The sequence below is a fragment of the Streptococcus pseudoporcinus LQ 940-04 genome (assembly GCF_000188035.1).
Taxonomy (GTDB): domain Bacteria; phylum Bacillota; class Bacilli; order Lactobacillales; family Streptococcaceae; genus Streptococcus; species Streptococcus pseudoporcinus.
Genome location: NZ_AEUY02000003.1, coordinates 36,705 through 50,552, shown reverse-complemented (window position 1 = coordinate 50,552; position 13,848 = coordinate 36,705). Strand labels below are relative to the sequence as shown.

At 37.1% G+C, this 13,848-nt stretch carries 9 protein-coding genes, 1 tRNA gene, 1 pseudogene and 1 riboswitch; of the genes and pseudogenes, 1 reads left to right on the top strand and 10 read right to left on the bottom strand.

Annotated features, from left to right (window positions below; translation table 11 throughout):
* Positions 1-9: 9 nt before the first annotated feature.
* The 3 genes from ligA to eno form a co-directional block, all read right to left on the bottom strand.
* Positions 10-1,968 (bottom strand): NAD-dependent DNA ligase LigA, encoded by a 1,959-nt coding sequence (gene ligA / locus STRPS_RS00555; RefSeq protein ID WP_007894140.1) that lies wholly within the window; start codon positions 1,966-1,968, stop codon positions 10-12.
* 107 nt (positions 1,969-2,075) lie between these two features.
* Positions 2,076-2,585 (bottom strand): QueT transporter family protein, encoded by a 510-nt coding sequence (locus STRPS_RS00550; RefSeq protein ID WP_007894302.1) that lies wholly within the window; start codon positions 2,583-2,585, stop codon positions 2,076-2,078.
* Positions 2,583-2,696, bottom strand: a riboswitch (PreQ1 riboswitch). It overlaps the preceding gene by 3 nt.
* Positions 2,697-3,408: 712 nt before the next feature.
* Positions 3,409-4,716 carry a surface-displayed alpha-enolase gene (gene eno / locus STRPS_RS00540; RefSeq protein ID WP_003082749.1) on the bottom strand — a complete coding sequence of 436 codons (1,308 nt, stop codon included), beginning with the start codon at positions 4,714-4,716 and terminating at the stop codon, positions 3,409-3,411.
* A gap of 229 nt (positions 4,717-4,945) precedes the next feature.
* Here eno and STRPS_RS00535 point away from each other — a divergent pair.
* Positions 4,946-5,391 (top strand): annotated as a pseudogene (locus STRPS_RS00535) (DUF1694 domain-containing protein).
* 623 nt (positions 5,392-6,014) lie between these two features.
* Here STRPS_RS00535 and serB read toward each other — a convergent pair.
* From serB to STRPS_RS00500, 7 genes are all read right to left on the bottom strand, one after another.
* On the bottom strand, positions 6,015-6,677 hold the full coding sequence (gene serB, locus STRPS_RS00530; RefSeq protein ID WP_007894122.1) for a phosphoserine phosphatase SerB: 663 nt from the start codon (positions 6,675-6,677) through the stop codon (positions 6,015-6,017).
* A 103-nt stretch (positions 6,678-6,780) separates the two neighbouring features.
* A complete protein-coding gene (gene ezrA / locus STRPS_RS00525) occupies positions 6,781-8,505 on the bottom strand; it encodes a septation ring formation regulator EzrA (RefSeq protein ID WP_007894312.1) in 1,725 nt (574 codons plus the stop codon).
* Positions 8,506-8,657: 152 nt separating this feature from the next.
* Entirely contained in the window at positions 8,658-10,610 is a 1,953-nt protein-coding gene (gene gyrB / locus STRPS_RS00520; protein ID WP_007894054.1) for a DNA topoisomerase (ATP-hydrolyzing) subunit B, read from the bottom strand.
* Positions 10,611-11,171: an HAD-IA family hydrolase gene (locus tag STRPS_RS00515; protein WP_007894405.1), complete on the bottom strand. Its 561-nt coding sequence runs from the start codon at positions 11,169-11,171 to the stop codon at positions 10,611-10,613. It lies immediately after the preceding gene.
* 101 nt (positions 11,172-11,272) lie between these two features.
* Entirely contained in the window at positions 11,273-12,490 is a 1,218-nt protein-coding gene (locus STRPS_RS00510) for an FtsW/RodA/SpoVE family cell cycle protein (RefSeq protein WP_007894145.1), read from the bottom strand.
* Positions 12,491-12,611: 121 nt separating this feature from the next.
* Positions 12,612-12,683: transfer RNA gene (locus STRPS_RS00505), tRNA-Arg, on the bottom strand.
* 60 nt (positions 12,684-12,743) lie between these two features.
* Positions 12,744-13,424, bottom strand: a complete 681-nt coding sequence (locus tag STRPS_RS00500; protein ID WP_007894327.1) for a hypothetical protein — start codon at positions 13,422-13,424, stop codon at positions 12,744-12,746.
* Between the last annotated feature and the right edge of the window lie 424 nt (positions 13,425-13,848).

Here is a 13,848-nt window from a genome sequence, read left to right as displayed (position 1 = left end):
ACCTCATCACTATAAATCCAATAACCATTGTTCATCTTCTACCCTAATACCTAACTGCCTTGCTTTATCCAACTTAGAGCCAGAATCACTTCCCGCAAGAACCACATCTGTTTTTTTAGAGACACTAGATGTTACTTTAGCGCCAAGCTTTTCAAGTTTGGTCTTTGCTTCGCTACGCCCCATCTCCTCTAATTTTCCAGTTAGAACAACCGTTAGACCGTAAAGTGGCGCAGATTGGTCTACCCTTTGGCCTAAATAAGTTAGATTAAGACCTTGACATTTCAACTCAGATATCAATTGCTGAGCTTCTGGCTTGGCAAAATATTGAGCTAAGGAATTAGCAATAACATGACCCAAGCCATCTATTTGGGCAATAGCGTCTTCATTAGATTGCATCAAGGTTTCAATATCACCAAATGTTTCCAATAATAAACGACTTGCTTTCTCACCAACATGCCTAATACCCAAACCAAAAAGAAGTTTTTCAGCTGATTTTTCTTTAGAATCAGCAATAGCAGACAATAATTTATCAGCTGACTTCTCTTTAATACCTTCTAAAGACAATAATTGCTCACGACTGAGTTTATAAATATCAGCAACATCATGTATCAATTGAGCCCTAAATAGTTTTTCAACTACTGCAGGTCCTAAACCAGCAATGTTCATAGCATTTCGGCTAGCAAAATGTTCTAAACTTCTTTGTATCAAGCTAGGGCACAATGGATTTATACAACGTAAGGCTACTTCATCTTCCAAATGAGTTAAGGAGCTTTGACAAGATGGGCAGAGATTAGGAATTAATATCGGTTCTTGATTTTTTCTTTTATCTGTTACAACCCGTAAAACCGCCGGAATAATATCACCAGCCTTATAAACAATAACGGTATCACCGATACGAATATCTTTTTGAGCGATATAGTCAACATTATGCAATGTCGCACGGCTTACTGTGGTTCCTGCAAGCTGAACTGGCCTTAGATTAGCGGTAGGTGTTACAACCCCAGTTCGACCTATTGTCCAATCCACAGATAAAATCTCAGCTTCTTTTTCCTCAGCTGGAAATTTATAAGCAATTGCCCAACGTGGCGCTTTTACAGTAAAACCTAACTCTTCTTGCATGGCAAGATCATCTACCTTAATCACTATACCGTCAATATCATAAGGCAATTGGGCACGATCTGGCTCAATTTCTTGGATAAATTGCCAAATGTCTTCCATGGAAGATGACACCATACGGTGTTTATTAACAGAAAATCCCAAGTGAGACAATTTGTCTAATACGGCCACTTGGGTTATTTCCTGACTAGGACTAGCTTCTTGATAGAGAAAACTTGCTAAATTTCTTTTACTCACAATTGAGGTATCTAACTGGCGAAGAGTCCCTGCTGCAGCATTTCGAGGATTAGCAAACTCTGCTTCTCCGCTTTCTTGTCTTTCGATGTTAATCATCTGAAAAGAATGTTTAGACATATATGCCTCACCCCTGACAGTGATATCAATAGGATCTTTTAAAGTTTGTGGAATATCTTTAATTTTTTTAATATTTTCAGTGATATTTTCTCCAACAGAACCGTTCCCCCGTGTCGCACCAGTCACCAATTTTCCCTCTTTATAATCTAAGGAAATAGACAAGCCATCAATCTTAAGCTCGGCCACATAAGTTACTGTCGGGAATTCTAATTTAACACGTCGATCAAAGGCAAATAATTCTTCTTGCGAAAATGCATCCTGTAAGCTATAAAGGGGGTAAGGATGCTGATATTTTTCAAAGCCAGATAAAATAAGCCCACCAACTCCTTGTGTTGGGCTATCTTTTTGAATCAATTCGGGATATTCAGTTTCTAATGCTAACAATTCATGATAAAGTTTATCATATTCTTGATCACTTACTGTAGGGTTATCATTTGTATAGTATTCTTGTCGATACTGATTCAAGAGATTTGTTAACTCAATAATTCTTTTTTCCATACCTTTATTTTATCATATTTCCTTTCAAATACGTGATTGAGTCTATCATCTTTACAAATAAAAAGCAGACCTCTAAACTATTTAGAAAATCTGCCTTTGGTCTAAGCTCATTGACTTAAATCAATGCGCTTAGCTAGTTTATTAATAATTAAAGCTCCAATGATGAGCGACGTCAACTCACCAACTGCAGTCGTAAACCAAGTCATAAAGAATGGCAACTTAGCAAGAAAAACTAACTCTATTGCGACTGTAACCATAGAAGCTGCAAAGAAAAAGGAAAAATAAAGAAAAGCCTTGTTTAGTAACCCGTTAAATAAGTAATCATTTTTATACTTTTCAAATAATAGCACCCCTAAAGTGACAAATATAAGTGTCGAACTACCACCAACTAAAACATCAATTAAGCCAAAACTGTAAAAGTTTGCAATGATACATCCCATAGTAACGGCAACGATGTATTTCTTGTTAAAAAAGGCTAAGAAGTTTAGCATCTCTGCCACTCTAAACTGATAGGCTCCATAAGATATAGCGTTCAGGGGCGGTGTAATCGTCAGAACAACATAAAGTGCAGCCACTAAGGCAATGTGAACGTAGTCACGGATAGTATAAGATTTCATCATTTTCTCCTTTAATGCTATCAGGAATCTTTGCTAATAACATTTGTAATATGCTTGGCGAAAGGGAACTAAGCACCAAGGGTTGCATGGCAACCTTTTCATTATACCACAAACGAGTGATTAAAAAAAGAAAAGCCATACTTTGTAGTGCAAAGACAATAGACAAAGTAGATTTTTACTAACTACCGACTACCTTTATCATGCACTAATACCACTATTAAGCCACTCCGATAGCAAAGTTTGTCAGAGAAACGAGCACAAACAGGTACATGACAGGCTAACAAAAATACTAGAGACAATGAGTTTCTAGCATTGAGAAATCTTTAGACCTTAGGCTTAAGAGTTAGGTATGGCATTCCTTTCGATGCCTCAAACGGCCACTTCTCTGACCGCTTGACCCACTCTCCAGGCTACCTAACTATCTTATCATCAAGAAAAACCTTTTAATGACATTGGCTTTTGACTTCAGTCTGAAGATATTCCGATGAGCAATAGACTTCATTATCCTGAGATTCTTAAAAAGAATAGAATAAACGTCAAAAAGTAAGCAAAAGCGATGACAAACTGCACTAGTCATCATACTTTATTTTAGTAGCAGAATCTATTACCAAATTTTTCAAAAGTCTTAGCTTTTCCTGCTATCTAGTAATCTAAATACTATCCAGCCAATATCAGAAACTAGAGAAAGATCTTCACTACTGGACATTATTAACATACTGATGGGAGCACACAAAAAACTTGGGTTTCCCCAAGTTTTTTATAGTCTACTAAGCCTTAAGCCTAATTAGTCATATTCTTCTAATAACTAATCTTTATTCAGCACTTATTTTTTTAAGTTATAGAATGATTTAATACCTTTATATTGAGCAACTTCACCAAGTTGATCTTCAATACGAAGCAATTGGTTGTATTTAGCAATACGGTCTGTACGTGACAAGGAACCTGTTTTAATTTGACCAGCGTTAGTTGCAACTGCGATATCAGCAATTGTTGAATCTTCAGTTTCACCTGAACGGTGTGATACAACTGCAGTATAACCAGCTTCTTTAGCCATTTCAATAGCTTCAAAAGTTTCAGTCAAGGTACCGATTTGGTTAACTTTGATAAGAATTGAGTTAGCAGCTTCTTCTTTGATACCACGTGCTAAGTAGTCAGTGTTTGTAACGAAGAAATCGTCACCAACCAATTGAACACGTCCGCCAAGACGCTCAGTAAGAGCTTTCCAACCGTCCCAGTCATTTTCATCCATACCATCTTCAATAGTGATAATTGGGTATTTATTTACTAATTCTTCAAGGTAGTCAATTTGTTCAGCAGAAGTGCGGACTGCTCCACCTTCACCTTCAAATTTAGAGTAGTCGTAAACACCGCGCTCTTTGTCGTAAAATTCTGATGAAGCACAATCGAAACCAATCATGATTCCATTTTCCCCAGCTTCATAGCCAGCAGCTTCGATAGCTTTAAGGATAGTTTCTACACCATCTTCAGTTCCATCAAATTTAGGAGCGAATCCACCTTCATCACCAACAGCTGTAACAAGTCCACGTTCTTTAAGGATTTTCTTAAGGGCATGGAAAACTTCAGCACCCCAACGAAGAGCTTCTTTGAAAGTAGGAGCACCAACTGGCATAATCATAAACTCTTGGAATGCAATTGGAGCATCAGAGTGAGAACCACCGTTGATAATGTTCATCATAGGAGTTGGAAGAACTTTAGTGTTGAATCCACCAAGGTAAGTGTAAAGTGGAACTTCAAGGTAGTCAGCTGCCGCACGAGCTACAGCAATAGAAACACCAAGAATAGCATTAGCTCCAAGTTTACCTTTGTTAGGAGTACCGTCAAGAGCGATCATCGCACGGTCAATAGCTTGTTGATCGCGTACATCGTAACCGATGATTGCTTCAGCGATAATGTTGTTAACGTTATCAACAGCTTTTTGTGTACCAAGACCAAGGTAACGAGATTTATCACCATCACGAAGTTCAACTGCTTCGTGTTCACCAGTTGAAGCTCCTGAAGGAACCATACCACGTCCGAATGCACCTGATTCAGTATAAACTTCTACTTCAAGTGTTGGGTTACCGCGTGAGTCAAGGACTTCGCGAGCGTAAACATCAGTAATAATTGACATTATAATACTCTCCTTATGAGTTTTAATATTTTACATGTTAATAATACCACAAAAATAAAGCAGTTTCAACTTAAAAAACAAGCTTATGAAAACAATCACTAACTTTTGCCTATGATTTTCCTTAGATTTCTGAAAGCTACTGCAAGTTTCAGAATGCAGGTTTTAATAGCTTTTTAATCTAAAAATCAGTATAATGATAATAAGCTTATTCCCATTTAAGGAGGATATTATGGACTCATTAGATCAAAAAATAGTAAAGAGCGCCCACGGAGAGTATCGTTTAGATCCTGACCAACAACGTTATTATTTAGGAACATTTGCCGAAAGAGTTCTATTGACAATACCACTTGAAGGTATCGAAAATGATATTGCAAAGCTGGAATTTGAACGACTCTTGCCAAGTTTGGTTGAACAATACTCACCTTTATCATTAAAATTGTCCTCAGAATTAGAATCTGACTACCAAATGGCATACATGAAATTAGCAAGTAAAAAAATATCCCTACAACAATTGTAGATGAAATAAGCGCCCAATCACCATTTGCCATCGTCTTACATACCGACCACGCTGTCAATCTGGATGAAACTTCCATTGCCTCATCTCTATCTCAACCACAAAATACAGAGGACACCAAACAAAAAAGCTCTTTTTGGCAACAGTTGTTTGGGAAATAATCAGAAGATTTCAAGATACCAGACAATCTATTGTTAGGTCTTTCAATTGAATCATTATCATCACCCACAAGCAGAAATCAGCATACACTCTTTATTTCCCAGTCTAAGATTTTATCTTAATGAGAGATAAACAGTGCCTACTGGTTTCTTTTTACTTTTTTATCAAAGTTGCTGCTATTAACCTGTTGAATAAAGCCCCTCTTCATATCTAGTAACAGCTTCTCCTATCAAACCATTACCGTCACATGGTCACTCCGTACCATTTCTGAATTTCAGCAAGCTTCCCACACGTAAAGATCTGGATTGGTGAAGTGAGCATGAAATCCTGCTTAGAAAAAACTTAGTAGTTCCTTTAATATTCTAAGGCCAACTGGTTTCGCTAATGGTGGTACCTAAAAGGCTTTTCTTTTGTTTTAACATTGTAAGCAGTGTCATCTCATTCAAGTCTTCCTCTGGAAGAATGGCAAACCATTTCAAATTTAGCTGCGAGCCCTGCAATTAATACCATCTTAATTTAAAACTAAGTACTGGACTTGTTCTTGCTTTTTTTGTTTCAAACCTAAATCATCTTGATAAAAGGTTATTGGACCTTCCCCATGTTTCTATGGCTAAAGGATCCAAAATTAATTCTCTTCTTTTGGTAGGCCTCTCTGTTCAATTAAGGGAATCAACTCCATCAGGTCTGCTTTATTTATTTGATATGGTGCCTGTGCTTTGACAACACTTTTGGCACAAAAAGCAACCCCTATACCCGCTGCTTGTATCATTGGTAAGTCATTGGCTCCATCGCCCACGGCAATAGTATCAACTAATTCTAGATCATTTTCTTTGGCCCACTCCAATAGGCACTGGTATTTAACCTCTTTATCAACAACTTGTCCAGCCACCAGACCTGTCAAGTAACCACCTCTAACCTCTAATTTGTTAGCTTTAACATAATCGAGTTTCAATTCTTGTGCCAAAGGATCAATGATTTCGTGAAAGCCTCCAGAAACCACCCCCACTTTAAATCCCTTAGCATGCATAAGGTCAACTAATTCTTTAGCTCCTTTTTGCAAATGAATTTGCTGATATACCTGCTTAAAGACTGACGTAGGTAGGCCCTTTAGTAGGTTAACACGCTCCGTTAATGCTTCTTGAAAGTCTAATAGACCATTCATAGCTCTATCTGTGATTTCCGCAATTTCCAAACCTAGGCCAGCTTCTTGACCTAATAAATCAATCACTTCTTCTTTAATTAGGGTCGAGTCGACATCCATAAGCAGAAGACCTTTTACATCTTTCATCATTTCTCCTTAATTGCATGCTCTAGGCTTGCAAATTCTGATTTTATTTATAGAAAATATAATTAAAGGGCATTTAAAAAAGTTCGAGCAAGATGCTCAAACTTTAAAATCGAATCCGTTCTTTTGTTCGTTCATAAGAATTCACAAATCTGTCAGTAACGCCGGGTTCAACGGTTTCTAGTGCATAAGAGATTTCATCAAAGGAGGCTTGGTAATCATATTCAACCTCAAATAAATGCATAGCTATTTCAAAGGAAGATTGTACCCCAGCTTCAAAACTACGATAACGATTAGAATATTGTAGTAATTGTTCTGTTAAAGTAGCATTTCCAACAACTTGGTAAGTGTACTCTTCCAAATTTGCAATTGAAGCACTTGAAATATCAGATAGACGCACAATAGCCTCAATATCTATTTTACCTTTACTTAATTCATCCATTAGAGCTTCCAGTTGTGTTGAAGTTGTAAAAAAGACATTAAGATAATCCTGAGGAATCCCAGGTAAGTTGCGCTTTTCTATAAAACGCTTAATCATATGAAGGTGAGCCACAAACTTATCAGCATCTTTACGTGCTTTTACTTCAATGGCTTCAATATCCTTGATAGAATCAAAAACTTCAATTTGACCTGCCTCAACAGCTCCAAGTTTTTTCAAGTATTTTTCAAAAAGAACTTGCAATTCCGAATATGGAACTTCCTGATTCGAGATATCGTTTGCCAGTTCAAGAGCATTTTCTTCAACTTCTTTGATATCCTTTTCAAAAGCTTTTACATTTAAAGTTTGGTTTTCATTGATGATATACTTACGTGATAAACGTGTCATTTCATCAGCAAGTTTATGATTATTTTCTTTAGCATGTGCCAAGTAGGAAGGAAGGATTTTGCTGTCTTTTACGACTTGTTTATGTGCTTTTATTTCCCGTTCAAACAAATCATACAATGAATCAATACGTTCTTGGATATGATCATTATTTTCCCTTGCACTGTCTAAATCAAGACTAGCTAAATCAGAAGAATTGGTCCGAATAGCTTCCCTAATTTCTTGAAAACGAGCCTCAATATTTGTCTCAGCAAAGTGATAGTTCTCTTCTAACAGACGACGATAACCTGATTCGAGATCATCTAATTGATCAGGGAAATTTGTTTCAAGCTTTTCAACAATCGCCGGAATTTGTTCTGTAATCTGACCAAGGGCAATCGTATGCTCTTCCGCTCGATCAAGCACTTCAGAAGCCTCAACAGGATCGCCAGAAGAATTTAAAGTGACAAATTGTGAGAACTCGGTCTCAATATTTTTCATCTGCTTATCAATCTCAGGCTTAGTTGAGCCAAACTTGTCATCATGTTCTAAAATCCATTTTTGAAGGTTTTCATATAAATCTAAAGCATGTGTTACTCGAGCGCTATTTTTTTCTTCTTGTTCTTTTAGGATATCTAAAGCTTCGCGGATAGACTGAATATCTTCTTCCACCAAGTTTAGCTGGCTTTCGACATTGTTAATTTCATGCTTGGCGCGAATAAAATTGAAAGTATCATTCAATTTCTCAGCCTCAAACAGATGATTTTCAATATCAGCAAAAGAATTGAGGGTTAGATCAACCCACTTTTGGTTCCATTCTCTAAAAGATGTTTGACTTTGACCAATCAAATGTAAGGATTTGACTTCTTCAATTTCATCATTTACAGGTAAGCCAAATAGTTCTACTTTTCTGTCTTCTAGACTACTAATCAATGACTCATTACGTTTTCTAATAATGATGCCTATTAAATAGGCAACAATCACAAGTAGGACTATAGCTACAATGAGCAAAATAATTCCGCTTGACATCTTAATCTCCTTATTTTATGCGGTGTGATCACTTTTTATTAAATTCAGTTCTGGATTTAGTGATAGTTCGCTACTTTATTAAAATTTATCAAAAATACATTATAACGTTTCGATTATAACATACTTTAAAGTGGTTTTCAAAGGATATTTCACTAAATATCAAGCGTACTATAGACTGCATTTTCTTCAATAAATTCACGCCTTGGCTCAACACGATCACCCATTAACATATCAAAAACTCGATCAGCTTCAGCAGCATCATCAACCGTTACCTTTGCCATTAAACGGTTTTCAGGATCCATGGTTGTTTCCCATAATTGATGATCGTCCATTTCTCCTAGACCTTTATAACGTTGAACCGAGGGTTTTGACCGACCGCTACTATATTTTTCTAAAGCATCTTGTAATTGTATTTCTTGGTTAACACCTGGTTGAATATACTCTTTTATTTCATTACCAACTTTGACACCATAAATTGGTGGTTGAGCGATATAAACATAACCAGCCTCAAGAACAGGACGCATAAAGCGATAAATTAAGGTCAAGAGTAAGGTTCTAATATGAGCACCATCCACATCGGCATCTGTCATGATAACTAATTTTTGATATCTTGCTTTACTTACATCAAAATCAGCTCCAAAACCCGTTCCCATAGCCGTAAACAAGCTTCTAATTTCTTCATTAGCTAGAATCTTATCCATCGTCGCTTTTTCAACATTTAATATCTTACCGCGAATAGGTAAAATAGCTTGAAATTCCCGATTTCGTCCAGATTTAGCAGAACCACCAGCTGAGTCCCCTTCGACGATAAAAAGTTCATTTTGGCTAGCATCGTTAGAGGAACAGTCCGCAAGTTTTCCTGGTAAATTTGAAATTTCTAGACCTGATTTTTTACGCGTTACTTCACGTGCACGTTTTGCTGCTATTCTTGCCTTAGAGGCTAGAATACCTTTTTCAACAATTTTTCTAGCAACTTGAGGGTTTTCTAATAAGAAACGATGAAAGGCTTCACTAAACAAACGGTTTGTAATTTTGACAACCTCAGAATTTCCCAGTTTTGTTTTTGTTTGGCCCTCAAACTGTGGATTGGGGTGTTTAACAGAGATAACCGCAGTTAAGCCCTCACGAACATCTTCACCAGTTAGATTATCGTCATTTTCTTTTAGAATCTTATTCTTCTTAGCATAGTCATTGATTACTCTAGTTAAAGCAGTTCGGAAACCTTGCTCATGTGTCCCGCCTTCATGGGTATGGATATTATTAGCAAAACTCATGACGTTTTCATGGTAACCAGTAGTATACTGCATGGCAACTTCGACAGCAATTCCGTCCATCTCTCCGTCTGTGTAAATAGGAGTTTCAATAATGACATCTTTTTTTTCATTGAGGTATTCAACATAAGAACCAATGCCACCTTCATAGTGGAAATCCTTTTCTTGTTGCATGCCTTTACGTTTATCTGAGATTGATATTCTTAAACCACGATTCAAGAAAGCAAGTTCTTGTATTCTCTTAGCAAGTTTATCAAAATTAAAAATAACCGTTTCTGTAAAAATCTCTGGATCCGGTGTGAAATGGACCGTCGTCCCCGTTAATTCGGTTTCGCCAATAATTGTCAGGTCATCAACAACGACACCACGTTTGAATTCTTGATAATGGATTTGACCATTTTTATAAACGCGAACATCTAATTGAGTTGATAGTGCATTAACTACTGATGAACCAACACCGTGCAAACCACCTGAGACTTTATAACCACCACCGCCAAACTTACCCCCGGCATGTAACACAGTGAATACTGTCTCGACTGCTGGCCGTCCTGTTTTAGCTTGGATATCTACGGGAATCCCACGGCCATCGTCAACAACAGTGATGGAGTTGTCTTCTTCAATAATAACCTCAATATGACTAGCAAATCCAGCCAAGGCCTCATCAATAGAATTATCGACAATCTCCCAAACCAGGTGGTGCAAGCCTTCAGATGAAGTTGATCCAATATACATTCCTGGACGCATACGAACAGCTTCTAATCCTTCTAAAACTTGAATTTGGCTGGCGTCATATTCTTGTACATTGTCTTCTAACGGTTTGTTTTCTTCAATCATTTAATTTACTATCTCCAATAATGACTTATTTTCATCAACAAGCAAACTATCAAAATTTGCGGCTTGTCCTGCTTGGCAATCAATGGGGCGATCTCCAATGACCAAAGCATTGCGAATATGGTATTTTTCTTTTAAGTATAGAATACTTTCAGGGTTAGGTTTACGTGCAAAACCATTATTTGCGGTCACAATCTCAGTAAAATACTGTTCTAAATGAGCTTCTTTTAAGAGATCTAAGACTTGATTATCACGATGAGAGACTAAAAAATTACGTCCCCCATCTTGCACTATCTTTTTGAGTATTTCTTTAGCCCCATCACGCCAAATGGGATTGGCCAAGGCCTCTGCTTCATTTAATTTATAATCATTAAGAAATTGACTCTCAAAAGGTGCAAAGTAGCTAACTGCAGCTTCTGTTGACTCTTTTAGTTTAGCATAAACAGCATCATGGCTCCCAGGAAGATGATAAGCAGCCAAAGTTTCCACGAAGGCTTGGGTCGAGGTCTCATAATTATCTAAAAGAGTTCCACCTAAGTCCCAAATGTAATCATCGTAATTCATAACCCTAATTATAACATATTTTACCCCTATTTTATAGTATGAAAGTAAAATAAAAGGATTGTCTAGTCATTACAAAAAAGTAAGACAGACAATCCCTATTTTTAGTAGTCGTAACGATAACTTCTTCTTAATTGTTGTTCACTTTCAATTTCGCCCGCCAAAATATGTTGATAATTCATCGATAGAATCAAACCCACACCAATGAGGTTGGAAATTAAAGCAGAGCCCCCTTGTGAAATAAAAGGCAGAGGAATACCCGTTAGTGGTAAGATCCCAATAGCAGCACCAATATTTTCAAAAATATGGAAGAGAATCATCATAATAAAACCAGTTGAAATATAAGTATAAAAGAGATTATTGGATTCAAATGTCACTTTCAACATTCTATATATTAAAAGAAGATAGAGCATTAACAAAATTGCAGATCCAATAAAGCCAAAATTTTCAGCAATCACAGTGAAAATCATATCACTTTCTCTTACAGGAACCGGCAAATCTAAGTGATTAAAACCCTTCCCAAAAATCCCCCCAGTTCCTATGGAAATCATGCTTTGCGTTTGCTGGTAAGCAATCGTTTCAGAAAATTCAAATGGCGTTAAGAAGGCAGAGATACGATTAATTTGATAGGCATCCATTCCTATCTTGAAGAAAAAGTCCTTGCCTTGAGGAAAAGTGAAAATTAGAAAAAAAGCGATAATGGCTACTAAAACACCAAAAGTGATCGGTAAAATAAGCCACCAAGAAATACCTGAGATTAAGACAACTCCGACCAAGATAGCCAAAAAAACCATGGCTGTCCCCAAATCTTTTTGCAAACCTAATAAGACCATCACAGGCAGGGTTAAGAAAAGATACAAGCCTAGAAGTTTCCAGTCATCTTTAAAGGTTAACCTTTTACTTTTCCCCTTAAACCATACGGTTAGACGAGCTAAAGCTAGAATATAAGAAATTTTCATAAATTCTGACGGTTGAAAAAGGGTTACGGAGCCAATCGTTATCCAGTTTCTAGCACCAGTAGCAGCTACTAGCTGAGGACTATAAAACAATAATGGTAAAACCATCAAAACAAGTCCTAAGGCATAGAGAAAAGGCGTCAGCTTCCATAGAAACTTCGTACTAAAAAACATGAGAACAAAAGCAAATAAGGAACCAAAACCGATCCATAAGAGTTGCTGGACCATAACTTTAGCCAGATTTTTAGGATAGTCATGGTAGGTTGCCACGTAAACAGCCAGAAGACCAATCACTAGTAAACAAAAAACGGGAGTGATAATACCATAGTCAATTTTATGATCAAGGCTTCTCTTATGATATGCCATTCTATCCTACTTTCTATATTATCGAACCACTTTACATTAGAGGTGTGGAGAGAACATTTCCTCAACCTGAAAAAATGAAAAAAGGACCAAAAATTTGGTCACTATTAACAATTTTCACAGATGGCCCCTGCAGGAATCGAACCTGCAACTACTCCTTAGGAGGGAGTTGTTATATCCATTGAACTAAGGAGCCTAAGGCAATATACCTTTATCTATTGTAGCCTAGAAAATCCGGAATTGCAAGATTAAATCTTTAATCTTGGTGACTTTCTCGATAGGCCATCATTTTCTTTTTAAAAAGCTCACCATTGGTCGGTGGCGTGATGGTAACCGCATTGGCCCCAGCTTCAATAACAGCTTTGACGGTTTCATTTGTAGGACCACCCGTTGCCATAATCGGTATGTCAGGAAATGACTGTCTGATTTTACGAACAACTTGAGGGGTATCTGGTCCACAAGAAACATTTAAAATATCCACCCCTGCTGCGATACGACCTCTAATATCAGAATACTCTGATACCACCGTATAAATAATAGGAATATCAATAAAATCTTCAATATCACGGATAGTCTCAACCTTTGTAGGCCCGTTAACAACTACTGCATAGGCTCCTTCTGATTCTGAAAAAAGGCTCATATTTGCTGAACGAAATCCTGTGGTTAGACCACCACCAACACCTGCTAAAACGGGTACTGATGAAGCAATCATGATACTTTTTAAAATGGCAGGGTGAGGGGTGAAAGGATAAACCGCTAAGACTGCATCAGCATCGCTATTCGCAATAATAGAAACATCTGTACTAAATAAGACTGACCGTATCCGACGACCATAAATAAAAATTCCAGAACATTCTTGGATCACTTCCGGCATACGGATGATTTCCTTACGTAAATCAGACATGACGATTGGTGGTGTCAAGTTTTTTGAAGGCATAGGATTTCCTTTACTATTAAGTAATACTACTATTCTATCATAGGAGTTAAGCTCAGACACCTAAAAAGTTATGTCAAAACCAATTTTTCTTTAGAACAGCTCTGTATAGCAAATAATTTCTAGAAAGGATAATAAGCTGATCATATAGCTAATACCAACAAATTATGTTTTCTTTCAAAGCATTTATTAAGATAGCATTTCCTTTGCTGACTTGGCGGCCTTTACCACACAAAAAAAGCTCCTTCAAAAGACATCATTATCCAAATCGTAGTCGAGCTAACCACTTGAGAAAACGATAAGAAATGCACCTGACCTAAAACGGTGTAATCACTAGCTGCAAGGATTAAAAAGTGTAACTGTTCATTTTGACAATCTCGGTCTTTCATTTTTTGAGTACCTGGTCAAAAAAGCCCATCTTCTCAGA

What these genes read in the sequence shown, in the direction of transcription:
- STRPS_RS00500 (WP_007894327.1), bottom strand. Translation starts at nt 13,424, where the DNA reads ATGCCTTCAAAAAACTTGACACCACCAATCGTCATGTCTGATTTACGT.
- STRPS_RS00510 (WP_007894145.1), bottom strand. Translation starts at nt 12,490, where the DNA reads ATGGCATATCATAAGAGAAGCCTTGATCATAAAATTGACTATGGTATT.
- gyrB (WP_007894054.1), bottom strand. Translation starts at nt 10,610, where the DNA reads ATGATTGAAGAAAACAAACCGTTAGAAGACAATGTACAAGAATATGAC.
- eno (WP_003082749.1), bottom strand. Translation starts at nt 4,716, where the DNA reads ATGTCAATTATTACTGATGTTTACGCTCGCGAAGTCCTTGACTCACGC.
- serB (WP_007894122.1), bottom strand. Translation starts at nt 6,677, where the DNA reads ATGAAAGATGTAAAAGGTCTTCTGCTTATGGATGTCGACTCGACCCTA.
- ezrA (WP_007894312.1), bottom strand. Translation starts at nt 8,505, where the DNA reads ATGTCAAGCGGAATTATTTTGCTCATTGTAGCTATAGTCCTACTTGTG.
- STRPS_RS00515 (WP_007894405.1), bottom strand. Translation starts at nt 11,171, where the DNA reads ATGAATTACGATGATTACATTTGGGACTTAGGTGGAACTCTTTTAGAT.
- ligA (WP_007894140.1), bottom strand. Translation starts at nt 1,968, where the DNA reads ATGGAAAAAAGAATTATTGAGTTAACAAATCTCTTGAATCAGTATCGA.
- STRPS_RS00550 (WP_007894302.1), bottom strand. Translation starts at nt 2,585, where the DNA reads ATGAAATCTTATACTATCCGTGACTACGTTCACATTGCCTTAGTGGCT.